Annotated in this window: 24 protein-coding genes; 14 read left to right on the top strand and 10 right to left on the bottom strand. The window is 69.0% G+C overall.

Going from position 1 to position 23,623, the window contains the following annotated elements; all coding sequences use genetic code 11:
* Nucleotides 1-530: 530 nt before the first annotated feature.
* Nucleotides 531-1,949: a B12-binding domain-containing radical SAM protein gene (locus G7043_RS26400; protein WP_166049918.1), complete on the top strand. Its 1,419-nt coding sequence runs from the start codon at nucleotides 531-533 to the stop codon at nucleotides 1,947-1,949.
* A gap of 3 nt (nucleotides 1,950-1,952) precedes the next feature.
* Here the strand turns inward: G7043_RS26400 and G7043_RS26395 are convergent, their stop codons facing one another.
* Entirely contained in the window at nucleotides 1,953-2,714 is a 762-nt protein-coding gene (locus tag G7043_RS26395; protein WP_166049916.1) for an ABC transporter permease, read from the bottom strand.
* Nucleotides 2,715-2,743: 29 nt separating this feature from the next.
* Here G7043_RS26395 and G7043_RS26390 point away from each other — a divergent pair, with 29 nt between their 5' ends.
* The 6 genes from G7043_RS26390 (at nucleotide 2,744) to G7043_RS26365 (ending at nucleotide 8,364) form a co-directional block, all read left to right on the top strand.
* Nucleotides 2,744-3,652: an ABC transporter ATP-binding protein gene (locus G7043_RS26390; protein ID WP_166049914.1), complete on the top strand. Its 909-nt coding sequence runs from the start codon at nucleotides 2,744-2,746 to the stop codon at nucleotides 3,650-3,652.
* Between the two features lie 284 nt (nucleotides 3,653-3,936).
* On the top strand, nucleotides 3,937-4,725 hold the full coding sequence (locus G7043_RS26385) for an ABC transporter substrate-binding protein (protein WP_313888077.1): 789 nt from the start codon (nucleotides 3,937-3,939) through the stop codon (nucleotides 4,723-4,725).
* On the top strand, nucleotides 4,722-5,849 hold the full coding sequence (locus G7043_RS26380; protein ID WP_166049910.1) for a FecCD family ABC transporter permease: 1,128 nt from the start codon (nucleotides 4,722-4,724) through the stop codon (nucleotides 5,847-5,849). Before G7043_RS26385 ends, G7043_RS26380 begins: the two co-directional genes overlap by 4 nt.
* Entirely contained in the window at nucleotides 5,846-6,631 is a 786-nt protein-coding gene (locus G7043_RS26375; protein ID WP_313888076.1) for an ABC transporter ATP-binding protein, read from the top strand. The genes G7043_RS26380 and G7043_RS26375 overlap by 4 nt, the downstream gene beginning before the upstream one ends.
* A 26-nt stretch (nucleotides 6,632-6,657) precedes the next feature.
* Complete coding sequence (locus G7043_RS26370) at nucleotides 6,658-7,701, top strand: phytanoyl-CoA dioxygenase family protein (RefSeq protein WP_166049908.1); 1,044 nt, start codon at nucleotides 6,658-6,660, stop codon at nucleotides 7,699-7,701.
* Between the two features lie 18 nt (nucleotides 7,702-7,719).
* A complete protein-coding gene (locus tag G7043_RS26365) occupies nucleotides 7,720-8,364 on the top strand; it encodes an adenosylcobinamide amidohydrolase (protein WP_166049906.1) in 645 nt (214 codons plus the stop codon).
* A 24-nt stretch (nucleotides 8,365-8,388) separates the two neighbouring features.
* On the opposite strand, the gene G7043_RS26360 is transcribed toward G7043_RS26365, so the two are convergent.
* Nucleotides 8,389-9,663 carry an MFS transporter gene (locus tag G7043_RS26360; RefSeq protein ID WP_166050228.1) on the bottom strand — a complete coding sequence of 425 codons (1,275 nt, stop codon included), beginning with the start codon at nucleotides 9,661-9,663 and terminating at the stop codon, nucleotides 8,389-8,391.
* A gap of 570 nt (nucleotides 9,664-10,233) precedes the next feature.
* Between G7043_RS26360 and G7043_RS26355 the strand changes: the two genes are divergently transcribed.
* The 3 genes from G7043_RS26355 (at nucleotide 10,234) to G7043_RS26340 (ending at nucleotide 12,103) form a co-directional block, all read left to right on the top strand.
* Nucleotides 10,234-10,671 (top strand): YybH family protein, encoded by a 438-nt coding sequence (locus G7043_RS26355; protein ID WP_207311732.1) that lies wholly within the window; start codon nucleotides 10,234-10,236, stop codon nucleotides 10,669-10,671.
* Between the two features lie 23 nt (nucleotides 10,672-10,694).
* Nucleotides 10,695-11,072, top strand: coding sequence for an MmcQ/YjbR family DNA-binding protein (locus G7043_RS26350; RefSeq protein ID WP_166049905.1), 378 nt, complete (start codon nucleotides 10,695-10,697; stop codon nucleotides 11,070-11,072).
* Nucleotides 11,073-11,494: 422 nt separating this feature from the next.
* Complete coding sequence (locus G7043_RS26340; RefSeq protein WP_166049903.1) at nucleotides 11,495-12,103, top strand: DUF4360 domain-containing protein; 609 nt, start codon at nucleotides 11,495-11,497, stop codon at nucleotides 12,101-12,103.
* Between the two features lie 57 nt (nucleotides 12,104-12,160).
* On the opposite strand, the gene G7043_RS26335 is transcribed toward G7043_RS26340, so the two are convergent.
* On the bottom strand, nucleotides 12,161-12,652 hold the full coding sequence (locus tag G7043_RS26335) for a DUF6326 family protein (protein ID WP_166049900.1): 492 nt from the start codon (nucleotides 12,650-12,652) through the stop codon (nucleotides 12,161-12,163).
* A gap of 159 nt (nucleotides 12,653-12,811) precedes the next feature.
* Between G7043_RS26335 and G7043_RS26330 the strand changes: the two genes are divergently transcribed.
* A complete protein-coding gene (locus tag G7043_RS26330) occupies nucleotides 12,812-13,951 on the top strand; it encodes a sensor histidine kinase (protein WP_166049898.1) in 1,140 nt (379 codons plus the stop codon).
* A complete protein-coding gene (locus G7043_RS26325) occupies nucleotides 13,948-14,604 on the top strand; it encodes a response regulator (RefSeq protein WP_166049896.1) in 657 nt (218 codons plus the stop codon). Before G7043_RS26330 ends, G7043_RS26325 begins: the two co-directional genes overlap by 4 nt.
* A gap of 239 nt (nucleotides 14,605-14,843) precedes the next feature.
* Here G7043_RS26325 and G7043_RS26320 read toward each other — a convergent pair whose 3' ends face one another.
* Nucleotides 14,844-15,686, bottom strand: coding sequence for a helix-turn-helix transcriptional regulator (locus tag G7043_RS26320; protein WP_313888075.1), 843 nt, complete (start codon nucleotides 15,684-15,686; stop codon nucleotides 14,844-14,846).
* A 203-nt stretch (nucleotides 15,687-15,889) separates the two neighbouring features.
* Between G7043_RS26320 and G7043_RS26315 the strand changes: the two genes are divergently transcribed.
* Together G7043_RS26315 and G7043_RS26310 are read left to right on the top strand one after the other, a co-directional pair.
* A complete protein-coding gene (locus G7043_RS26315; protein ID WP_166049892.1) occupies nucleotides 15,890-17,236 on the top strand; it encodes an MFS transporter in 1,347 nt (448 codons plus the stop codon).
* A gap of 579 nt (nucleotides 17,237-17,815) precedes the next feature.
* Nucleotides 17,816-18,958, top strand: coding sequence for a hypothetical protein (locus G7043_RS26310; RefSeq protein ID WP_166049890.1), 1,143 nt, complete (start codon nucleotides 17,816-17,818; stop codon nucleotides 18,956-18,958).
* 73 nt (nucleotides 18,959-19,031) lie between these two features.
* Here G7043_RS26310 and G7043_RS26305 read toward each other — a convergent pair whose 3' ends face one another.
* The 6 genes from G7043_RS26305 to G7043_RS26280 form a co-directional block, all read right to left on the bottom strand.
* Complete coding sequence (locus G7043_RS26305; RefSeq protein ID WP_166049889.1) at nucleotides 19,032-19,265, bottom strand: Rieske (2Fe-2S) protein; 234 nt, start codon at nucleotides 19,263-19,265, stop codon at nucleotides 19,032-19,034.
* Between the two features lie 2 nt (nucleotides 19,266-19,267).
* Entirely contained in the window at nucleotides 19,268-20,089 is an 822-nt protein-coding gene (locus G7043_RS26300; protein ID WP_166049888.1) for an iron-containing redox enzyme family protein, read from the bottom strand.
* A gap of 1 nt (nucleotide 20,090) precedes the next feature.
* The gene (locus tag G7043_RS26295) at nucleotides 20,091-20,879 is read right to left on the bottom strand and encodes a dihydrodipicolinate synthase family protein (RefSeq protein WP_166049885.1); all 789 of its coding nucleotides are present in this window, start codon (nucleotides 20,877-20,879) and stop codon (nucleotides 20,091-20,093) included.
* Nucleotides 20,873-21,370, bottom strand: a complete 498-nt coding sequence (locus tag G7043_RS26290; RefSeq protein WP_166049883.1) for a DUF6190 family protein — start codon at nucleotides 21,368-21,370, stop codon at nucleotides 20,873-20,875. Before G7043_RS26290 ends, G7043_RS26295 begins: the two co-directional genes overlap by 7 nt.
* Nucleotides 21,360-22,520: a pyridoxal phosphate-dependent aminotransferase gene (locus G7043_RS26285; RefSeq protein WP_166049881.1), complete on the bottom strand. Its 1,161-nt coding sequence runs from the start codon at nucleotides 22,518-22,520 to the stop codon at nucleotides 21,360-21,362. The genes G7043_RS26290 and G7043_RS26285 overlap by 11 nt, the downstream gene beginning before the upstream one ends.
* Nucleotides 22,521-22,584: 64 nt before the next feature.
* On the bottom strand, nucleotides 22,585-23,466 hold the full coding sequence (locus G7043_RS26280) for a DMT family transporter (RefSeq protein ID WP_166049879.1): 882 nt from the start codon (nucleotides 23,464-23,466) through the stop codon (nucleotides 22,585-22,587).
* Between the last annotated feature and the right edge of the window lie 157 nt (nucleotides 23,467-23,623).

Here is a 23,623-nt window from a genome sequence, read left to right as displayed (position 1 = left end):
AATTCCAACCCGGAAGTAAAGGCGAATCCTTGCGAACCAGCCCCTGTGGCACTGCTCCGATCGGTTGACGTCGGTTGACCGGCGCGAGGCGGATGGATGAGGGTTGGTCTTGCGGGAGAGAGATCATATTGACCACGACTTCGTTTGACGAGTTGTCGTTCGGCGCTTGTGATCGCCGCCGCATCGAGTCCAGGGGGCCTCATGGGGGAAAGACTTCTGTCGAAATCCAGGACAATGTCATGCCACTGGCCAGGCTTTCCTGCGAGACGGTCGAATTGGAGCGAATGAGGCTGCCGGCGGCGTTGCCGGAGTTCTGGTCCCTGCGTCACCGCGCCGATCTCTCCGGCAGGCCTGTCACCACCGCGAACTGATCAGCGGACGTGGCCGCCGGATGTACGACCATGCCGAGAACGACGTGGTGTCCTATTTGGACCACGGGATCCAGCAAGCGGTGTCCACGCTCTGCTCGACTCTGGCGAGTGCCGTTCCACTGCCCCGATCTGGTGACACGCCCGCTGCTGGAGGATCTCGTGAAGGTGACACTCGTGTTCGTCGCGGAACCCGAGCGGGTCGGGTTCCCCCTGTGGACCGCGCCGCTGACCACGCCGCTGCTGGCCTCGTGCCTGACCGCCGCCGGACACGAGGTGGACCTGCTGGACACTCGGCTGAGCGAGGCACCGCTCGCCGAGGAACTCGCCGCCACGAGTGGAGACGTGGTGGCGATCAGCTTCATGTCCCACTCGCGCGACGAGGCGTTCGAGGTGGCGGAACTGTGCCGTGCGGACGGCCGGATCACCATCGGCGGTGGCGCACACCCCACGGTGCTTCCGGGGGAACTCGTGGACAGCGGGTTGTTCGACCACGTCGTGCGCGGTGAGGGCGAGCGGACCCTGCCCGGCCTCGTCACGGACATCGAGGCAGGGCGCCGCCCGGACGAGAGCGTCCTGCAAGGCGAGCCGTTCGACCTGCTGGACTACCCGCCGTTGCGCGACTACCCGGTCTACCAGGACGTGTACTGCCCGCCTGCCGCCGTGCCGGCGTCCAGGGCCGCCGGCTTGACCGGCCTGACGGTGGAGGCGTTGGGCGAGCTGACGCGCCGTGATGACGGCCTGGTCGACGTGGACACGCTGCGCGGCCTGCCCGCCGAGCACTTCCCAGCCACGCGCGAGTTCCGGTCCATCTACTTGGAACTGGGACGGGGATGCCCGTTCCGCTGCCTGTACTGCACCATCCAGAACGACTGGTTCGCGCCCAAGGCCGGCCGTGCCAGGCCTTTCGAGGACGTGGTGGCGGAGGTGCACTACTTCGTCGAGCGCTACGACACGAACTACATCGTCCTGGTCGACTCGATCGCGCCCGCCTACCCGGGCTTCGTGCGGTTCGCCGAGTTCATGAAAACCGAGCTGCCCGACGTGGAGTTCAGCTTCAACTGCACGGCCACGCACTTCACCCCGACGGTGGCAGAGGCCCTCGCCGGCGCGAACTGCCTGGTGTGGTTCGGTTTCGAGACCGCCTCGCCGACGTTGTTGCGCGCACTGCGCAAGCCCGGCAGCGCACGGACGCAGTACCGGGCCGCGAAGCTGTGCGCCGAGCACGGCATCCGCTTCGGCGCCAACCTCCTGCTGGGCGTCCCCGGCGAGACGACCGAGGACTACGAGATGACGATGGAGTTCCTGACCGAGACCCGTCCCCACAGTCCGAACCCGAACATCCTCACCCCGTTGCCAGGCACCGACATGTACAGCCACTGCCTCGAACGAGGACTGCTGCGCGACCCCGGCGACTACCGGTCGTGGACCGCGGAACAGGTCAGGACCAAGGGCCACGGTCCGCTGTTCGGCGTCGACTACGAGCAGGTGCTGTCGTACCACGCCCAGATGCTCCGACTGGATCGCACCGGTGAAGTCGTGCACGTGGAACGAGGGTGCCACCTCAAGCCCCACGCCTGATCTTCAGTCCGACCACCTGAAGATCCACGTCGCCACCGCGAAGCTGCCCACCGCCCACGCCAGCATCACCAGCACCCCGCCCGCGACGGCGGACAGTCCCGCGCCCTCGATCACGACCGCGCGCAGCACGTCGTTGACCGTGGTCAGCGGCAGCACCTCCAGCAGCGGCTGGAGCGCCTCGGGGTAGCGGGAGGACGGGAAGAAGATCCCCGACCCCAGGTACATCGGCATGGTGGCGGCACTGAGCAGGCCGCTGACCGTCTGCAGACTTCGAACCCGTGCCGCGACGAGCAGGCCGACACCCGCGAACACCAGTGCGCCCAACGCCGTCACCGCCGTCAGCAGCACGAGCGAACCCCGGACGGGGAGGTCGAACACCAGCACGCCGAACACCAGCAAGATCGGCAGTTCCAGCAGCATCACCAAGGCACGCACCACGACGAAGCTGAACAGGAACGCCGACTTGTTCATCGGTGCGGCGACCATTCGCTTGACCAGCTTGCGAATGCGCATGTCGGCGATGGAATAGCCGACGCCCCACAGTCCGCTGGTCATCAAGCCCATGCCGATCAGACCGGGGATCAGGAAGTGGATGTACTGCTCATCGCGTCCGGAACCGGACTCGACCCCCCGGAAGGCGATGCCCAGCACCAGCGCCAGCAGCACCGGCGAGGCGAACGTCCAGAACACGCTGCCCGGCTCGCGGTAGTAAGTGCGCAGCCGCGCCAGGACCAATTGACCGAACTGGTGTGCGTAGAAGTTCATGGCGTGGTCGATGGTAGCCTTGCGAGATCATGTCGTCACTCGCGGTGCGGTGCCGGGACCTGGTCAAACACTACGGATCGGTGACCGCGCTCGACGGCCTGCACCTCGATGTGCGCGCGGGTGAGTGCTTCGGCGTGCTCGGCCCCAACGGCGCGGGCAAGACCACCACCATGGAGATCATCGCCGGCTTGCTCGAAGCGGACAGCGGTGAGGTCGTGGTGCTCGACGGCCTGTGGCGCAAGGACAAGCGGCTGCGAGCCGAGGTGGGCATCGCGCTGCAGGAGACGCACCTGCCCGACCACCTCACCGTCCGCGAACTGCTCCGGCTGTTCCGCTCCTTCTACCGGCAAGGCCCCTCGGTCGACTCGTTGATCGAGTTGCTGGCTCTGTCCGACCGGCAGGACGCCCTGTTCGCACATCTGTCGGGTGGGCAGAAGCAGCGCGTCGCCGTGGGATGCGCGCTCGTCGGCGATCCGCGGTTGTTGTTGCTGGACGAGCCGACGGCGGGGCTGGACCCGCAGGCGCGTCATCGGATCTGGGAAGTGCTGGAACGGTTGCGCGCACAGGGAAGCACGGTGCTGCTGAGCACCCACTACATCGACGAGGCCGAGCGGTTGTGCGACCGGGTCGCGGTGATCGACCACGGCAGGGTCATCGCCGAGGGCACGCCCGCCGAACTGATCTCGTCGCTGGGTGGCACGAGTGTCGTCGAGTTCGCGATCGACGGCGAGCACGATTTCGCGCAGCTGCCCGGCGTGCACTCGGTGCAGCGGCTCGACGACGGCTACGCGCTCACCGTCACCGAGGTCCACACAGCGGTCGAGGCGTTGTTCGCCGTGGCCGCGTCGGCGGGGTTCCGGATCGGCCGCCTCGTCACGCGGCAGGCCACCCTCGAAGACGTGTTCGTCACCTTGACCGGACGGCAACTGCGAGACTGATTCGATTCCAGATCGCGCGGAATCACCCTGTGTCGATTGCCGGTGAATACGTCAGACGGAGCATCCCGGAGACGAGGCGGACGGGTAGCGTCGGAGCAACGGTGCGGTGATCGTGGGGGACGCAGGCGTTTCGAGCACCCAGGGGTGGTTTGGTGCCGGGGATTTCGCGTAGTGGTGTCGCGGCGGTGCTCGCGGTAGGGCTCTTGATCGGCTCGTGCGGCACGCCGCCGGCCGAACCCACGAAACCCTCTGCGACGGCAGGCTTTCCGGTCACCATCGGGTCGGTGACGCTGGAGAAGCGGCCCGAGCGGATCGTGGTGCTGGCTCCCACCGCGACTGAGATGCTCTTCGCCATCGGCGCGGGCGCGCAGGTGACCGCGGTGGACGACCAGTCCAACCATCCCGCCGACGCGCCCAAGTCGGCCCTGTCCGGGTTCCAGCCCAACGCCGAGGCCATCGCGGCCCACCAGCCGGACCTGGTCGTGATCTCCAGCGACATCAACCAGATCGCAGGCCAGCTCGGCACGCTGAAGATCCCGGTGTACCAGGCAGGCCCGGCCCGGACCCTGGACGACAGCTACACGCAACTCGAGGATCTGGGGCGGCTGACCGGACACACCTCCGAGGCGGCCGACGTCGTGACCAGGATGAGGAGCGACATCGCCCAGATCGTGGAGAAGGTGCCCCAGCGGCAGGTGAAACCCACGTACTACTTCGAGCTGGACCAGGCGTTGTACACGGTGACCAGCACGACGTTCATCGGGGCGCTGTTCGACCGCATCGGGTTGGTCAACGTGGCCGACCGCGCGGAACTGCGGGACGCCAACGCCGGCTATCCGCAGCTGTCCGCCGAGTTCGTGATCGACGCCGATCCGGACCTGATCTTCCTGGCCGACACCAAGTGCTGCGGGCAGACCGCTGACACCGTCAAGGCACGTCCGGGCTGGAGCGGCATCACGGCTGTGCGCACCGGCCGCATCGTCGCCCTGAACGACGACATCGCCTCGCGCTGGGGCCCTCGCGTCGTGGAACTGGTCCGGACCATCGCGGCCGCGGCGAGCGAGGCCGGATGAGGGGCTGGCTGGCCACCGTGCTGAAGCCGGTCCAGAGCGACGCACCAGAGCGGGAGGCGGCCGATCCGGCGCGGTTGCGGCCTGCGCGGTTGCGGCCGGTGTGGCTCGGCGTCGGCCTGCTGGCGGTACTTGTCGCGGCGATCGTGGGCGTGAGCTACGGGCCGGTGTCCCTTCCCATGTCAGCCGTAGCGGTGGAACTGCTCGACCTGCTCCCCGGTGTCGACCTGGTCAGCGGGCTTTCGGAGCGTGAACAAGCGCTGCTCGTGCAACTGCGGCTGCCCAGGGTCGTGCTGGGGCTGCTGGTCGGCGGACTGCTGGCCCTGGCGGGCGGCTGCTACCAGGGAGTGTTCCGCAACCCGCTGGCCGACCCGCACCTGCTGGGCGTGGCGGCGGGAGCGGGTCTGGGGGTCACCGCGGTGATCACGTTGCGCCGCGGTGCGGGCGCCGACGCCACCGCGGCGCTGCCCCTGGCCACTCCGTTGGCCGCGTTCGTCGGCGCGATCACCGCCGTGATTCTGACCTACGTCCTCGCCTCACGGGGCGGCGGCGACCGCTCGCCGTCCACCCTCATCCTGGCAGGCGTCGCGGTGTCGGCTTTCCTGGCGGCCGCTCAGACGTTCCTGATGCAGCGCGACGCCGACGCCATCCGCGAGATCTACTCGTGGCTGCTGGGCAGGCTCGGCACCGCGGGCTGGCGCGACGTCCTGCTGGTGCTGCCCTACGCGGTGGTGACCGTGGTGGTCATGTTGCTGCACCGGCGGGATCTGGACGTGTTGTCGGTGGGCGACGCGGAGGCGGCAGGGCTGGGGCTGAACCCGCAGCGCACGCGGTACGTGCTGGCCGCCGCGGCGTCGCTGGGCACGGCGGCGGCGGTGTCGGTCTCCGGGCTGATCGGGTTCCTGGGCATCATCGTGCCGCACACCGTGCGGCTGCTCGCGGGCGCCGGGTACCGCACGATCCTCCCGTTGTCGATGCTGTTCGGCGGCGCGTTCCTGGTCTTGACCGACCTGCTGGCGCGCACCGCCGCGGCTCCCTCCGAGATCCCGATCGGTGTGGTCACCGCGTTCCTGGGCGCGCCGTTCTTCGTACTGGTGCTGCGCACGAGCACCAGGATGCGGCTGTGACCGCGCCCCACCCGGTGATCACCACCCGCGGCCTGCGGGTGGAGCTGGGCGGTGGTGTCATCCTCCACGGGGTGGACCTGACCGTCGAGGCTGGCGAGTGGGTGGCGATCATCGGTCCCAACGGCGCGGGCAAGTCCACGCTGCTCAACGCCGTCACCGGTCTGGTGCCCGCGACCGGCGTCGCGTCGCTGTTCGGCCGTGACGTGCGGCGGATGCGGCATCGGGAGCGGGCCCGCGTGGTGGCCATGGTCGTCCAGTCGCCGGTCGTGCCGCCGGGCGTCACGGTCCTGGACTACGTCCTGCTCGGCCGCACCCCGTACATCCCGAGGTTCGGCCGCGAGTCGGCCGCCGATCTCGATGTGGTTCGCGAGGTCCTGGTCCGCCTGGAACTGCGGGACTTCGCCGACCGCGTGTTGCCGACGTTGTCCGGCGGAGAGCTGCAACGGGTGTTCCTGGCCCGTGCCCTCGCGCAGGAAGCGCGGCTGTTGCTGCTCGACGAGCCGACCAGCGCCCTGGACATCGGCCACCAGCAAGAGGTGCTCGACCTCGTGGACACCCTGCGCCGCGATCGCGGGCTGACCGTGCTCACGACCATGCACGACCTGTCGATCGCCGGCGCGTACGCCGACCGGGTCGTCCTGTTGGCGGGCGGGCGTGTGGTCGCGAGCGGGACGCCGCCCGAGGTGATCACCGAATCCATGATCGCCACCCACTACCAGGCGCGGGTTCGGGTGGTCGACACCGAGGACGGGCCATTGGTGGTGCCGATCCGAACCCCTTGAGCCGACGGCACGCACAGGAGGCCGCTGTGGAACACCATCACTACACCGACTCCACGCCGTTGCTCGGCGACACCTCACGCCTGACCGACCCGCTGGCCGAGGACGGTTACGTCTTCCTGCGCGGCGTGCTGCCCGCCCAGGAGGTGAAGCGGGTACGCGATCGCGTTCTCGCCCTCGCCGCGGTCGCGGGGTGGCTGCGGCCCGCGGAGGCTGTGGACGAGGACCTGCCGGAGATCGACGTCCGGACGATGACGCGAGGCGATGGCGCGACCCGCGAGGCCGTCCGCGGCGAGATGTGGAGCCTGCGGGAGTTCCACGCGTTGATGCACTCGCCCGAGCTGCTGGACGTGCTGGAGGGCCTGCTCGGTGAACCGGTCTTCGTCCACCCCCGCAAGGTGTTGCGCTTCGTGCCGCCGGAGTCCTCCGCGGACTCGTACGTGAGCGGATGGCACCAGGACCACCCCGGCGTGCAGGGCTCGGCGCGCACGCTCACCGTCTGGACCCCACTCGCCCCGGTCACCGCCCGATCGGGTGGGCTGGCGATCGTGCCGGCGTCCCACCGCGGCGGGATCCTGCCGCTGAGGCTGTCCGCCGGGACGATCGTCGGCTGGGAGATCGACACCACCATCCAGACAGTCCACAGTGGACCAATGGGGCCGGGTGACGTCCTGATCTTCACCGCGCACACGGTGCACGGTGGCAGCCCGAACACCGGCAGCAGCCCGCGACTGTCCGCCGACTGCCGGTACCAGCCGTTGCGCGACCCGGTCTGCCGCGACTCGATCGAACTGGACGACGGTTCGTGGGACGAGATCTACCGAACCTGGCCCGGCCGGGGCGTGGACGATTCGCTGGCCCACTACTGGAAAGCGCTGCCGCTCGACGTGGTCGACTACGACCTGCGCGCCGACACGATCCGAGAACGCGAGGTGATCGACGCCGGCAGGAACCGCGACCCCCTTGCCGCCCGCGCGTTGCAGATCACCGCCGCGCACAGCGCCGACCCGATGATCGCGGCCGAGGCCGCCGCGCTGCTGAGCTCGCTGGGCCGAACGCTCCCCGAGCGGTGAACGGACGGAGGGAACGTCATGAAACCGGAACACCACCAGGTGGCGGGCCGGTCGGTGTTGCTGTGGCGGACCGACCGGCCGTGGCTCGCGATTTCGTCCGCGGTCCACGGCGGCGGCATAGGTGAGCGGGCATGGGTGCTCAACGCCACGGTGCCGTCGGACTACGAACGCGACGATCCGGGTGACGACGTGGTCGAACTCGCTGCCGCGTGCGGTCTGACCGAACCCGGCACCGGCATGCTGACAGCCCTGGACGTGCGCCAGGAGGTCACCGTGACCGACCAGGGGGTGACCGTCACCGCGACAACCGGGATCGGCGCCCACCCGACCTGGGCGGCCGGCGACGAGACGTTGGCGTGGCTGCCGGGCACGATCAACGTGGTGGGGTGGTTCCCCGTGCGGCTGACGCCGGCGGCGTTGGTCAACGCGGTGGCCACCGCCGCGGAGGCCAAGGCCCAGGCCTTGGTGGAGGGCGGAGTGCCCGGCACCGGAACGCCCACCGACGCCATGATCCTGTTGTGCCCGACCACTGGTCCGGCGGAGGCGTACGGCGGACCGCGTTCCGTGTACGGCGCGAGGTTGGCGCGTGCCGTGCACGCGGCCGTGCGGGCAGGTCTGCGGACCTCACCCATGACCTGGTCCACCCACCACGGAGCCGACTGATCGCCCGCCGCGGTCGGGATGGAGTCATGATCGTGCGCTGCCGCTGGCCGGGACCGCCTCTTCGGCCGGCGGAACAGGAGCAGGGGGTTCCTGGCCGCTGGTCCGCCGCGGCAGCAGGAGCGGTGTCGCGAGAAGCAGGACTCCCGCGACGGCGAGGCCCGCCCGCAGGCCGATGAGCTGGCCGAGCAGGCCCCACAGCATGGTGACCGCGGCAATGCTGAGGTTGTTGGTGATCGACCAGGCGGCGAGAACACGGGCGTGCCGACCGGCATCGGTGTTGTTCAACCGGTAGGCGGCGAACACGGGGTTGAAGATGCTCATGCAGATGATCAGTCCGAGTTGGGTGGCCATCACGATCAGCAGGCCCGCCAAGCCCGGCTGGGTGAACACCAGCCCCAGCGGCCAGACGGCGCGCAGCGCACCGAAGATCCGCAGCACCCTCTGTTCGCCCCAGCGGTGGGCGACACGGCGGGCGATCCGCGACCCGATCAGCCCTCCGATGCACGGGACCGCGAACGCCAACCCGTACTGCCAGACCGAGAATCCCAGCTGGGAGAGCATCAGCACGGACAGGAGCGGCTCACCGGCCATGATCAGCGCGTTGACCAGCACGGTGTTGAAGAACAACCGACGCAGCGTGGGGTGGGCGAGGACGTAGCGCCACCCCTCGACGACGTCGTTCCACTTGCGAGTGCTGAGCTCCTTGTTGCGCGGGGGCTGCTCCGGTTCCCTGATCGCGCTGATGAAGAGCGCCGACACGAGGTAGCTGGCCGCGTCGACGACCACGGTGATCACCGGCCCCAGCACGCCGATCGCGGCACCGCCGACAGGTGGTCCGATGATCGTGGCCGACCAGGTGGTGGACTCGAACCGGCTCGTGGCCACCACAAGCCCGTCGGCGGGCACGATCGTCTTGAGGTATGCGCCGCTGGCGGCCGTGAAGACGATTTTTGCGGCCGCCACGACGATCGAGACCAGCAAGAGCTGCTCGAAGGACAGCAGGCCCAGCAGGTGGGCGAGGGGGATCGACGCCAAGGCCGCGAAGCGGGTCACGTCCATGACGATCATGACCGGCCGCTTGGCGTGGAACTCGATCCACGGCCCCAGAGGAACCGCCAGCACAGCCCCGATCGCGAGACCGGACGCCGACAACGCCGCCACTTCCGCCGAGCTCGCGTCCAGGACTGTGATGGCAACGACCGAGAACGCTCCGAAGCCGATCCCGGTCCCGTAGGCGCTGACCGCGTACGCGGACCACAACCACCCGAACGACCGGCCGAGGTTGGCCCTCCGCCACATGTTCCGCACTTGCTTCGCTCCGTCATCCGTCGTGGACAGTTCGCTGTTGCCGCGAGATTGAATCGGGTCAGGAGTGTCCGGCACCAACAACGGATCAGCGGGCGTGTCACAACTTCTGGTTGTGCCAGCACTCGACCATGGCGACTGTGTCGTCAGCCTTCCAAGCAATCTGACGGCGGCTCACAAGGAATCGGCGAGTTTCCTGAGTGGTGCGGCGAGGTCCGGGTGGTCGCCCTTGTCGATTCGGTGCAGCAGTCGGGCTGTGGCCGCGTCTGTCCCTGCTGGACCGCGGCCCCACAGCTCCCAGTCCAGCAGGCTGTTCGGACACGGGATCCTCTCGCGTTGGCGCTCACCGAGCGCGCTGTGCGAGCTCCTTGGTATCGCTTGGAAACCTCCAAGCGAGAAGCCGAACGGCTCATGCCCCGAACGGGGAAGTGTTGCGCTGTTAAGAGGTGGCTGTCCGCTTGTCCGCCGCTGACCATGAAGTGTCCGTTGTTTGCCGCTGGATGTCCCTGATCCCGAGGAAGACTTGCTGGGGCGGGCCGCAGAACGCAGCGTCTATCAGGAGAAATGGCATTGAGCGTCAGCAAGGAAGAGATCAGCAAGACTGTTCTCGAGCTGGAGAAGTCCTTCAACGAGCGGTGGAGTGCCGGCGACAACCGCGGGTACCTCGACAACTACGCCGAGGAGATCAGCTACTTCGATCCGGTGCTGGAGGAACTGGTCGTCGGCCGTGACGCGGTTGTCGCGCACATCGAGTCGATCTACTCGAACCCGCACATCGTCCGCAGCGAGTACCTCAATCCCGCCGTGAGCGTCGGCGACAGCGGTGATTTCGCGGTTCTGGCCTTCAACCTGAACACCTACGTGCTCGACGACAACGGCGAAGAGCAGCAGCTGCGGGCGTGGAACGCCACCGAGGTCTACCGGCTGATCGATGGTGCCTGGCGCATCGTGCATTCCAATTGGGCGTTCACTCGGACCGCGACAGACGCGATCGCGTCCTGACCGGGGCAAGGAACCTGTACATCATGAACGGCAAGAAGTTGCAGCAGATGGCCGCCAAGTGTGCCGAGGGCCTGCCCGGCAGTGTGCTGGAGCATCCCTTCGGTCCCGAGTGGGACCTGCACAAGGTGCGCGGCAAGGTCTTCATGCTGATGACCGACGTGACCGGCGAACCGATGGTGATCCTCAAGGCCGCCCCCGACGAGGCGGCGGCGCTGCGTGAACAGCACGCCGAGATCACTCCCGGCTACCACATGAACAAGAAGCACTGGATCACCCTGCACGGGGACGGCTCCCTCGACCGCGGGCTCGTGGAGGAGTTGGTGACCGACTCCTACCTGCTGGTGGTCGCGAAGCTCCCGAGAGCGCAACAGCCGGTGGACCCGACGGCGTTCTCCCGGTGAGCCCAGGCCTCGCGACGCCCCTCTCCGGGATGCGGCTCCAGCAGACGGGGCGTCGCGTGGCCGTGGGCGTGGCCGAGCACCCGGACAGTCAGTCAGCAAGGACGACGACGTGCTTGCCCGGCGTGGAGACGTCGGCCGGGAGGTACGCGGCCTCACCGCCGTAGGACGTCAGCGGCACCCCGTTGGGGATCATGAACGGGGTGAAGTCGGGGATCGTCCACTGGCCCGCCAGCGCTTCATCACGGACTCAGCAAGACCTGGGCGCCGCCGCTCCGGTCGCCGGCCTTGGGCGGTGACGGCGTCTCCCGACGCCCGCCGATCGTCAGGTAATCGCAAGGCGGCAGGAAACCCACCAAGCCGCCGTCATCGGGTTGGGTACTTCTTCTCCGCCGCTGCCCAGCGTACGAGCCGGAAGGTGTCCAATGATCCACGCGATTGTCGCCGCGGCCTTGGCGATGTCCACCGTCGTCCTCCCTCAGGCCGACATCCCGCCACCCGGCGCGGTCACCATCGACACGATCAACGGAAGCGGCTGCCCCAGTGGCACGACCTCGGTGTCGGTGTCACCGGACAACTCCGCCTTCCACGTGGTCTTCAGCAGCTACGCGGCCAAGGTCGGCCCCGGTGCCGGGCCGACGGACTTCCGGAAGAACTGCCAGCTGAGCATCAGGGTGAACGCGCCGGAGGGCTTCGTCTACGGCATCTCCAAGGTCGACTATGCCGGCTACCTCCACCTCGAACGTGGTGCCACGAGTTCCCTGAGGTCCACCTACTACTTCCAGGGCATGGCGGACACCGGCTACCGCAGCCACAGCTGGCAGGGCCCGGTGGATGACGAATGGCGGGCCACGGACGTGGCTTCGCCGATCATCTACCCGCCCTGCGGCGTGAAGAGGAACCTCAACATCAACACCGAGCTGCGGGTCAACGTGGGCACGTCGGATCCGAAGAAGACGAGCTTCATGGCGATGGACTCGCTCGACGGCTACGCCAAGACGGACTACTTCTTCTCCTGGAAGCGTTGCCCGTAACCGGAAAACCTGGTCGCAGGCCCAGAACCTCGATGGCTCCGGGCCTGACGACCGTGCTCATCGACGCGAAGCTTGCTGTTGGGCGCGAACGGTTTCACGGTCCGGGCTGGTCGCCGACGGCGCGGTGCGAGGCCAGGTCCAGGCGTACCGCACGACGAGGGCGAGAAGGATCAATTCCAGTGCGATGCCGAGGCCGTAGAAGTACAGCCAGGACTCGCCCGCCGCGTTGAACGCCGTCACGGGCACGAAGAGCGAAGCCACGACGAGGTTCGTGGTGCGGTTCACCCTGGCGGGCAGCGTCATCGACAACACGATCATGAAGATCGGGATGGCCATGAGCGTCAGCGCCGCGGTCGAAAAGGTCTGGGAGAGGTCGAACTCGAAGACCTTGCCGTCGAGGACTTCCTGGATGACGCCGGGCGTGAAGAAGTTGAGGATGTCCACGTAGGCGTACAGGAACATGAGGCTCGTCCACGTTGCGGCGAGCTTGGTTCTCACCGGGATCCGCTGGTCTTCCAGCGCGGCGGTGGTGGGTTGACGTGTTCTCATCGTGGGCTCCGTTGTGCTGAGGATCGGTGGATCCACGATCGCTGAGCCCGGCGGCGGGCGCCCCGGCCCGGAGGCTGGGGTTCGCCTGGCCGATGGCATGGTCTCCGTCCTGTTCTTTCGGCTGGTACGCCGAGGCACGCCGATCCCTAGGCTGGAGCCGTGGTCACTGTCTGGCGCTCCCTCTGGCGTGAGCCGCGGCCTGCTGACGCCCCACCCGTCGGCCGTCTCGACTACCTGCTGGTGGGAGTGTTCGCGGCTGCCGTCCTGGTCGAGGGCATCGTTGTGCCGGGCTTGGCCTGGCAGCCACTTGTGACGGTGCTCGCCCTGGCGCTGATGCCCGCGCTGCTCTGGCGGCGCAGCCGCCCCCTGGTGGCCGCTCTGGCCGGGTGGGGCGTCACCGGGCTGCTCTCGGTCCTCCAGTTGACTGTGCACGCCGGGGAGCTCGGCCTCTACTCCACGACGGTCGTCCTGATCCTGCTCTACTCCCTGGTGCGGTGGGGTTCGGGACGGGAGATCGTCTTGGGCACGGCGTTCGTGACAGTCGTCGTCGCGCTGGGGATGTACGCCTCCGCCGCGGGTTTGGCCGACCTCTTCGGCGGGAGCGTCCTGTTGCTGTTGTTCGTCGCCCTCGCGGCGGTGTTCCGCTACCGCGCGGACCTCTGGCATCGTCAACAGCGCGAGATCCGCAATCAGGAGCGGGTGGCGCTGGCGCGCGAGCTGCACGACACAGTGGCCCACCACGTGTCGGCCATCGCGGTGCAGGCGCAGGCCGGTGGTGTGGTCGCCGGCATCCAGCCTGAGAAGGCTGCCGAGTTCCTGGCCGTGATCGAGGCTGAAGCGTCGCGAACCCTGGCGGAGATGAGATCGATGGTGCGGGTGCTGCGTGAGGGGGAAGCCGTCGCCTTCTCACCGCAGCTGGGTGTGGCGGATCTGCCTGCTCTGGCGCGCGCCGACGCGACGCCCACCGTCGAGGTCTCGCTGGACGGTTCACTGACCCGGCTGGCACGACCGGTGGACACCGCGCTCTACCGGCTCGCGCAGGAGTCGCTGACCAACGCCGTACGGCACGCCCGGAGCGTGACCCGCGTCGAGATCGACGTACGCCGGGAGGTCGACGCTGTCCGGCTGCGTGTCAGCGACGACGGACAGACCGAGCCGGGGCCGGCCCCGAAGCCCGGGTTCGGCCTGCTGGGCATGGCCGAACGCGCCCAGCTCCTCGGCGGATCGCTCTTCGCGGGGCCGGGGCCCGAGGGTGGCTGGGTGGTCGAGGCCGTGCTGCCGGTGGAGGAGGTGGCATGAACATCCGTGTTGTCGTAGCCGACGACCAGGACTTGGTCCGGACCGGGCTGGTGATGATCCTCGGCGCGCAACCGGACATCGAGGTCGTGGGGGAGGCGGCAGACGGGCTCGCAGCGCTCGACCTGGCGACCAAGTTGCGTCCCGATGTCCTCCTCGTCGACATCCGGATGCCGGGGCTCGACGGCGTCGAGGTGACGCGACGCCTGGCCGGGCCTGACGTGACGGACCCGATGGCGGTCGTCGTGATCACCACCTTCGACCTCGACGAGTACGTCCTCGGCGCGCTACGCGCCGGCGCGCGCGGCTTCCTGCTCAAAGACGCCGGTCCGGTGCTCCTCGTGCAGGCCATCCACGCGGCGGCCAACGGGGACGCGCTGATCGCCCCCAACGTCACCCGCCGGCTGCTGGCGACCTTCGCCGACCAGGCGCCGGCGGTCCCGGTCCAGCCCATCGACCCGCTCACCGAGCGCGAGGAGGAGGTGCTCGCGCTGGTGGCACGGGGCCGGACCAACGCCGAGATCGCGACCGAGCTCTTCGTCGGCCTGAGCACGGTCAAGTACCACGTCGCATCGTTGATGACCAAGCTCGGCGCCCGCAACCGCGTCGAGATCGCGATGTGGGCGTACGACACCAGACGCGTGAGAGCCAGTTAACGGGTGCGGATCGGCTCCGGCGTGCCCGTATTCGTGTGGACTCCGGCCGCATCGCCCGTTTTCGGTTGGCGCATGCGGAAATCGTCGAATTCCGGTGTCCGTGTGCAGGTCTGTCAGCACGCCGTCCTGGTGTGTTCGTGCTCGATGCCCCAGGAACGCCAGGGCGTTGTGGGTGCCCTGATCGAGGACTTGATCGGCGAGCCGCGGCGTACCCACGAGCAGGCCGCCTCGTGGGGAGTTCAGGGCAGCAGCCCGAGCTTTCGGGCGGCCAGGACGGCCTGGTATCGGTTGTGGACCGCGAGCTTGCTCATCGCACTGCGCAGGTACGCCTTCACCGTTTCGGGCTTGACCGCCAGCCGCACGGCGGCTTCGGCGTTGCTGCAGCCGAGGGCGATCTGGCTCAGCACGTCGATCTCCCGTGGGGACAGCGCCGTCGACGGTGCGGGGCGCGGCGCCGGGCCGCCCAGGGCGTTGATCCGGTCGCACGCGCGGCGCAGCCGGTCGTGGAGCGGGCCGGGCGGAACGTCGGCCGCGATGCCGCGCAGCTCCGCGTGCAGCTCGCGGAGCTGTTCCCGTTCTGCGGTAAGGGATTCCACGACGGTCGGTCCGAGCAGGTGCAGCCGCTGGTCGACCTCGTCGCGCACCCGCAACTCGTGCGCGACGTCGTTGGCGATGGCGACCAGGGCGTCGACCGTGCGGGTGCCCAGTGGCAGGTCCGAGCGAACCGCCCCGTACAGCACGCCGCGGACCTGGCCGTGCGTTGCGATCGGGACGGCGACCGTCGCGTGGATGCCCTCGCCCAGCACGAGATCGTCGTAGTCGTGCGTGATCGAGCGGGCCGCCCGGTAGTCGGACACTCCGTACGGGCGTAGGCGTTGCAGCACGGTGCCGCCCACGCCCTTGCCCGGTTCGACGTGCAGGTCGCGCAGCCCGGTGGTGCGCGCGCCGAGGAACTCGCAGAGCACCAGGCGTTGGTCGCGGACCTGACCGGCGAAGGCGAGGTGCACCCCGGTCCGGTCGCGGATCCCGCGCAGGGCACGTCGGTAGAGCTCCCCGTCGGCCGGCCGCAGCACTGCGGACACGTGACCTCCTGCGTTCGTCGGTGCCGTGTCGGCAGCGAACCCGCCCGGCCCGGCCGGCGCTACCCCTGTGCGGGGGTAGCGAGGCTGCCCGGCCATCCGGAAGATACCCGCTCACCCGGCCTCCGCACCTGGTGAGGAGAGCCCTCAACAGCAGTTTTGGCCAGCAGCACACCCCCAGAGCCCGAGCTCGACGAGGAGTCTCGATGCCCAGTTCGCAACCCAGCACAACTCCGCCGGTCCCGCTGTGGCGTGTCGCGGCCGCCAGCTGCGCCGGCACGACCATCGAGTTCTACGACTTCTTCATCTACGGCACCGCCGCGGCACTGGTGTTCCCCAAGGTCTTCTTCCCGGCGCTGGGTTCCACGGCGGGCACGGTGGCCTCGTTCGCGACGTTCGCGGTGGCGTTCGTCGCCCGCCCGGTCGGCGCGATCGTGTTCGGTCACTTCGGCGACCAGATCGGCCGCAAACGCACCCTGATCTCGACGCTGCTGCTGATGGGGGTCGCGACCGTCCTCATCGGACTGCTTCCCGGGGCGGAGACCGCCGGGGTCGTCGCTCCGATCGCGCTGGTCGTGCTGCGCTTCGCGCAGGGCTTCGCGGTCGGGGGAGAGTGGGCGGGCGCGACGCTGCTCACCGCGGAGTACGCGCCCAAGCACCGGCGCGGCTTCTACGGTGTGTTTCCCCAGCTCGGCCCGGCGATAGCGTTCGCCCTGTCCAGCGGCACCTTCCTGGCCACCGGACTGATCATGGGCGACACCGACGAGGCGTTCCTGTCCTACGGCTGGCGGATTCCGTTCCTGTTCTCGATCGTGCTGGTCCTGGTGGGTCTCTACGTCCGGGTGAGCATCGAGGAGACCCCGGCGTTCCGCGCGGCCCGGAAGGCGAGTCCGGTGGACCGGACGAGGCGGATGCCGTTCCTGGAGGTGATGCGGGCCCAGCCGCGTGAGGTGCTGTTGGCGGCCGGTGCGCTGGCCATGCTGTTCGCGTTCTTCTACATGGGCACGGCTTACCTGACGAGCTACGGCACCAACCCGAAGGGTGCGGGACTGTCCCGTCCGGTCGTGCTGGGCATCGGGATCGGTGCCGCGGTGCTGTTCGGAGTCGTGACGATGATCTCCGGGACGCTGTCGGACCGGTTCGGGCGCCGCAACGTCATCCGCGTCTCGTGCGTGGCCGGCATCGTGTGGGCCCTGGTGCTGTTCCCGCTGCTGGACACCGGTAGCGCGGCCGCGTTCGCGATCGGGTTGTCGGGCACTCTGGTGATCTTCGCGATCGCCTACGGCCCAGCGGGTTCCTACCTGCCAGAGCTGTTCGCCGCCCGGCACCGCTACACCGGCGCCGGGCTGGGCTACAACCTCGCCGGGGTCCTCGGCGGGGCCATTCCTCCGCTGGTCGCGCCCGGTCTCGCCGCGTCCTTCGGCAGCATCGCGATCGGAGTGATGCTCTCGTTGATCGCCGTGCTCTCCCTGGTCAGCGTTTCCCTGTTGGCCGAGACCCGCGACCGTGCCCTGGAGCACGAGCAAGCCCAGCCCGAGCCGACCATCGCCTGACCCGGAAGATCTCCCAAGCGCCGTCGGGGCTTGGGAGATCTTCACACTGCGGCGGTGTCTACTTCAGCACGCCGGGTGAGGAACTCGTAGGGCATCCACTGTGGAACCGGTTCGGAGGCATTGCCGAAACATTTTTCGGCTGCCACAGTGCTAAGAGGCGCACTCACCGCCGGTCGCCGAGTGGGTGAGCTGATATGTCCTTTGTGGACGATTCGTCCTCCGCCGCTTCCGCCTGGCCGATCGGCTTCCGCGTGAGGATGTGAGGAATTGATGACCCGTTTCGCCAGAGTGGTCATGCCTGTGGTGACTGCCTGCTCGCCGGTCTGCTGACGTGGCCGGGCGCGGCACAGGCGGAGAACGGCCCGGCGGTTGGGTGATCCTGCCCGATTCCCGCTAGACCGACGGCATCCACAGGCCCCTTGCCCAACCTGCGTGCCGCGATCGCCGCCCTGCCCGCCGGCGGCAACCAGTCCCCGGCGGCCACGTCCACTGCCGGGACACCGGAAAACCTCCTGGATGCCGATCGTTGCCATCCAGCTCAGACACAACCCTGCTCGACCGTTGGAGGTTGAAGTGTCGATGAAGAAGTTCCTCTCGGTGATCGCGTCCGGCGCGATCACCGTGTCCGTCATGGCCTTGCCCGGCGCGGCCGCTGCCGGCACCCCGGTTCCGGTCGCCGCCGCTGGTCGCAACGTCGATGACCACGCTCACGCCGAGGGCATGGCTCCGCACTCGCACGGGCCGTCGGCGTCGGCCGCCCAGCGTTGTCGCCGTGCCGATGAGTTCGCACCCGAGCCTGGTCTGGGCGACCGCGTGTGCGCGTTGGGCAACGGCCAGTTCAAGGTGCGCACGGCGCATGGTGACATGGTGACCCACATCGACGCCCCGCTCGCCAAGGACAAGGGCGTTCGGGACGCGGTGGACCCGTCGGCGACCACGACCCTGGCCGCGCGTTCGCATCACTGCGCTTCGGACTCGTACCGGATCCAGCTGGTCTATCTGATCCCCGCCGGTGCGCCCGACGCGTCGGCGACGATGGTGCCGCTGATCAGGCAGCACTTCATCCAGTCCAACGCGATGGTGTCGAACCGCGCCGCGGAGTACGGCGGTGACCTGTCGCTGCGCGTCGCGTGCGACGCTTCGGGCCAGCCCGCGGTCCGCGTCCTGCGCAGCAGCCACAACAACAGCGACATCGGCGCCATCGACCAGGAGATCGCGCGTCAGGGCCAGCGGACCACCGGTCAGGACAACGTCGTCTACTGGGGTGACGGTGGCTGCGGAGGTGGCGTCGCTTACGGCAGCGGCGACACCCGGCCCGGTGTGGAGAACGCCGTCAACAACGCGCCCGGCATCGCGGTGGTCTACGGCCGGTGCCCCTTCACCTACATGCTGCACGAGCAGGGGCACTCGATGGGGGCCGTGCTCCCGAACACCCCCAACAGCTCGGGCGCCGGTCACTGCAACGACGACTCCGACGTCATGTGCTACAAGGACGGCGGTCCTCATTCGGGCAACTACCGCTCGAACGTGTGCCCGTCCCCGAACGGGAACCTGGACTACTACTGGGACTGCAACGTCAACGACTACTTCCACCCCAACCCGCAGGCCGGGTCGTTCCTCGCGAGGAACTGGAACCTCGCACGCTGTTCCAACCGAATGGTGTACCGCCCCAACTGCGGCGTGGCGCTGCGGACGGCGGGCGTCGGCCGCCTCCGGTCGTAGACGGGTAGTTCCGGGCACAAGTGCATCGGCCGGCTCCAACGCGTCCGACGACAACCCGACGATCTCGACGGGGTCAGCTGATCGGCGTCACCCGCAGCGGGCCGCACGGCGGGCCGCCCACCTGGTCGCCGGTCGTCAGGTCGAACGACGCGTGGTGCAGGGGGCAGGTGATGCGTCCGGCGTCGATGCGGCCGAAGCGCAGGCGGCCGCCTCGGTGGGGGCAGGCGGCGGCGATCAGCGTGCGGATGCCGTCGACGGTCACCAGGACGGTGTCGCGGCCAACCGGTCGGATGGTCGGCTCGGGCACCGCTACGCCGCCCTTCGGGCTTTGGCGATGGCGTTGTCCGTCGCCTCCGCGACCACGGTGCTGGTCAGCAGCACGCCCGTCCACGCCTTGCCGAAGTCCACCGGCCGTTCGGCTGCCAGGGCGCGCAGGGCCGCTCGCATCTGCCTGCTGTGGAAGGTGTCGATGTACAGGTGCTCGGTGTAGTACTGACGGTTGGTCACGCGCAGGCGCTCGGTGGCCTCCGCGTAGCTGCGGTAGGCGTAGAGGACGCTCGACTCGAAGTACGCGTAGGCGCCGAGGAAGTACTCCGGGACCGGGGCGCGGGCGGCCAGCCAGTGGAACAGGTTGACGTAGGCCAGGCTCGGTTCGTCCGCGCGGTCGGCGTAGTGGGTCACGTCGGTCGGCATGTCCAGCTCCGCCACCAGTTTCCGGTACAGGGCGGCGTGTTCCTGCTCGTCGTTGCCGCAGCCGAACTCGTCGACCAGCACCCGGAACACGGCCATCCGGGCCCGCGCCGGGAGCCGGGGGATGATCGCCAGGTGGGACTGGGACTCCACCAGGCCGTCGACGGCGAACTCGGCGACCACCACCTTGAACTGCTCCAGCGTCGCGTCCCGCGCCAGGTAGCGCTCGTTCTCGCTGTACCCGGCGGCCTCCTCCGCCCTCAGCAGGTCGGTCAGCGCGCCGACGAAGGCGCGGTGCGACGCGGGCAGGGGTCCGTCGCGCTCGATGCGGGCCGCCGCGCGAACGACCCAGTCCTGCTCCAACGCGAGCAACTCGGCGAAGCGCTCGGCGTCGTGCACCGAGCGGTTGAGGTGGTACAGGCGGCGCTGCGGGCGGTCCACGTCAGCTCAGCTCCTCCACGGTCAGGGCGGTGTCGAGCACACCGCGGCGGCACAGCTCCCGCTTGACCTCGCGGTACCAGTCGTCGCGCAGCAGGCCGTGCCGGGCGCACGCGGCGTCCACTTCGGACTGGCGGTCCGGGGTCGGGTCGACCAGCGCGGCGGTGCACAGGTCCGGTTCGAGGTTGGACAGCGGGCCGATCAGCCCCGCCACGCCGGCGACCGACGTCAGCAGGTGTTCCCACCCCTGGAACACCGGTACGTCCGGCAGGGCGGCCACCAGCTCGCGGGTCAGTGCCGTGGACCCGCTGGACTCCTTCACGCCAACCACGTCGGGCAGCGCGCAGATCCGGCGCAGTGTCGGGGCGTCGGCGTCGTTGCCGGACAGCACGTTCTCGTTGTAAACCATGATCGGCAGGGCGACCGCTTCGCGCACGGTCGCGTAGTGCCGGAAGATCGTCTCCTGGGTTGCTTCCGGGTCGAACGGCGCGGTGATCACCACGGCGTCGACCCCGAGGTCGGCGGCCAGTCGGCACCGCTGCACCACCTCCGCGGTCGTCGGGAGGGTGACACCCGCGAGCACCGGCAGGTCGCCGGAGAACTCCTCTGCCCAGCCCACGACCTCGGTCCACTGGTCGCGCGACAACCGCCAGCCCTCGCCCGAGCTGAGCGCCGGCAGCAGGGCGACGACCCCGTCACGCACGGAGTCGACCAGCCGCCGCACCCCGTCCGCGCTCACGCGGCCGGTCGGGGTCAGCGGTGTCACCAGCGGCACGACGGTTCCGGTCAGCACGGCCGCCTCGTCCCCGCCGGGACGCGCAGCGCCAGCGACTCCCGGTACAGCCGCTCCAGCCCGTCGGGGAACCCGGCGTCGGCCTCGGGGATCGGCCGCACCGGCAGGCGGCGCGTCAGCAGGCGGTCGTTCGCGGTGTGCAGCACTGCGCCCAGGCGCAGCACCAAGCCCAACAACAGCCGCTCCGCCATCAGCAGGCCCGCCAGCGCGGGGTGGTCCAGGGCCGTGCGCACGTCGTCCTCCTCATAGGACACTCGCTCGATCCGGGCGTCGGTGTGCAGGTTGTCCATGAACGGGTAGTAGGCGTCCTGGACGGCGCGCGGGAACCGCCACACCGCGTCGTCGCAGCGGCCGACCTCCTCCAGGCTCATCACCAGCGGCCGGTCCAGGCGCAGCGCGAAGAACGCCTTGCAGGACCGGCGCACCGCGTCGTCGGAGCTGTGCATGCCCAGGAAGGCCGACGCGTCGACCACCACCGCGTCAGTCGCCATGGCCGAGCAGCACTTCCCGCGTGCGCCGCAACGCGGCCTCGAACAGCTCCGGCTCGCGCGCCAGCGCGATCCGCACGTAGCGCTCGCCCCGGTGCGGCGAGTCCCAGTAGAAGTAGGTGCCGGGCAGGACGTAGATCTCGTGGCGCTGCAACCGCTTCTGCAGTTCGGTGGCGGTGGTCGCGGGATCGGTGATGCGGAACCACCCCACGCTGGTGTTCACCACCGGCTCCACGTGCTCCAGCACCGTGCCCGCGAGGTGCCGACGGGCCGCCTCGCGGTTGCGGGTGATCACCTCGCGTACCGACGCGAAACTGTCCTCGATGGAGTCCTCGACGTACTGGGCCAGGAAGTTCAGCACGAACGGCGAGACGTTCAGCAGTACCGCGGTGTGCAGGTCGTAGACCTCCTTGCGGATGTCCTCGCTGACGGTGATCATCGCGCACTTGGCGTCCTGCACCGGCCACGTCTTGCCGGTGTCCTCGATCGCCAGGTAGGTGACGCCGGAGTCCTCCAGCAGCCGGTAGACGTCGAACCGGTCGTGCCGCTCGTCGCACAGCGCGAACGCGGCGAAGCAGAAGTCGATCACCAGCACGGTGCCGGTGTCGCGGCACCACCGCACGACCTCCTCGAACCCGCGCCGGCCGTCCTTGAGGAGGCTGAAACCGGTGGGGTTGTTGGGATCCACCAGGTAGATCGCCCCGGTGTCGACCCTGTCGAGGCCCCGGCGGATCTCCGCCGGGTCGGCAAGAGCCTCCTCGGGCAGCGGCGCCACCGGCACGCCCATGTGCTTGAGCAGGTCGACGAGGTTGTCGAAGCACGGTTCCACCAGGGAGACGGACATGCCCCGGCGGGCCAGGTACATCGCGACGACCATCGTCGCGACGCTGGCGGAGTAGGACAGCAGCGTCTTGTCCATCTCGGACGCGGTGGGCTGCCCGTGCAGCCGGAAGAACACCTCGGTGAAACGCCGCTCCAGGTCGGCCTGGCGAATCGCCTCCGATTCCCGCCACAACTCCGGCAAGCGGGAGACTATTTTGTCCTGGCTGGCCGACTGGCCCTGGTGGGTATGCGCGTCGGCGAGGTTGTACCTCGTTCGCAGCGCAGCAATCTCGTGTTGGGTCAGATCGACCGGACCGGTTGTCTGGGACATGGCGAAAAGATTAGGCAGCGCCTGGAAGAGAAGTCCACGGATCGAAATGATGAATTGTTCCTCATCATTTTGGCCTTTCGGTGTTCTGCGCGACCATCCCCACGGTGATGCCGATGCCCACCAGGACGCTGCCCGCCACCTGCGCGAGGCCCAGCGCGCCGGTGCCGACCAACGGCGCGGCGAAGGCCGAGGCCACCGGGATCAGCCCCGCGAACAGGCTCGTCCGCTCCGCACCCAGCCGCTGGATGCCCGCGTAATAGCAGATGAACGCCACCGCGGTGACCCCGACGGCCAGGTAGACCAGCGCCCACGCCTCGCTCGCGGTCGGTGCTCGCAACGCGTGCGGGAACTCCAGCGCCAGCGTCAGGACCGCCATCTCGACCGCGGCCAGCGCGCACACGTAGGCCGAGACGACCACCGGTCCCAGCCGGGGGAGCACCGGCACGGCCAGGATCGTGAACGCGGTCTCGCCGAGCAGCGCCAGCACCGCGAACCCGAACCCCGCCGGTGTCGTCGCGCCCCAACCGATGACCACCGCCGCACCCAGCACGACCAGCAGCGACGCGCCGATCAGCGGCGCGGACGGGCGCTTGCCCGCCAGCAGCGGCACGGTCAGCGCCACCACCAGCGGCGTGCCGCCGACCACCACGCCCAGCGCCGCCGGCTCCGAGAAGCGCAGGGCCGCGAGCGATGCCAGGTTGAAGCCGACCAGGCCGGTCGCGGCCAGCAGGGCGAGCAGCGCCAGTTCGCGGACCGTCGGACGCGGCAGCGCCGACCGCGTCCACAGCAGCACGACCCCCAGTGCCAGCGTGCCGGCGGCGAACCGCAGCGTCTGACCGGACATGAACGGGTAGCCGACGAGCAGTCCCGTGGCCGCGAACGAGGTCCCGGCCAACACCGTTCCCGCGCCCGCGAGCAGCGCGCCCCGCAGTTGATTCCCCTCCATGCCGGCACTTTATCCCCGCGCGGTATTCGACGTCCGCGTTTCGGCGCATTTCCCGGCCTGTCGATCGGCCGAAATGACGAGACGGCGCGTCCGGAATTCATCACGAAGACGATCGACCGCACGTCGCCACGTCGTTACCGTCGGAAACCACTTCCGT

This window comes from Lentzea alba, assembly GCF_011067745.1.
In the GTDB taxonomy this organism is placed as follows: domain Bacteria; phylum Actinomycetota; class Actinomycetes; order Mycobacteriales; family Pseudonocardiaceae; genus Lentzea; species Lentzea alba.
This window is presented reverse-complemented; position numbering and strand designations above follow the sequence as displayed.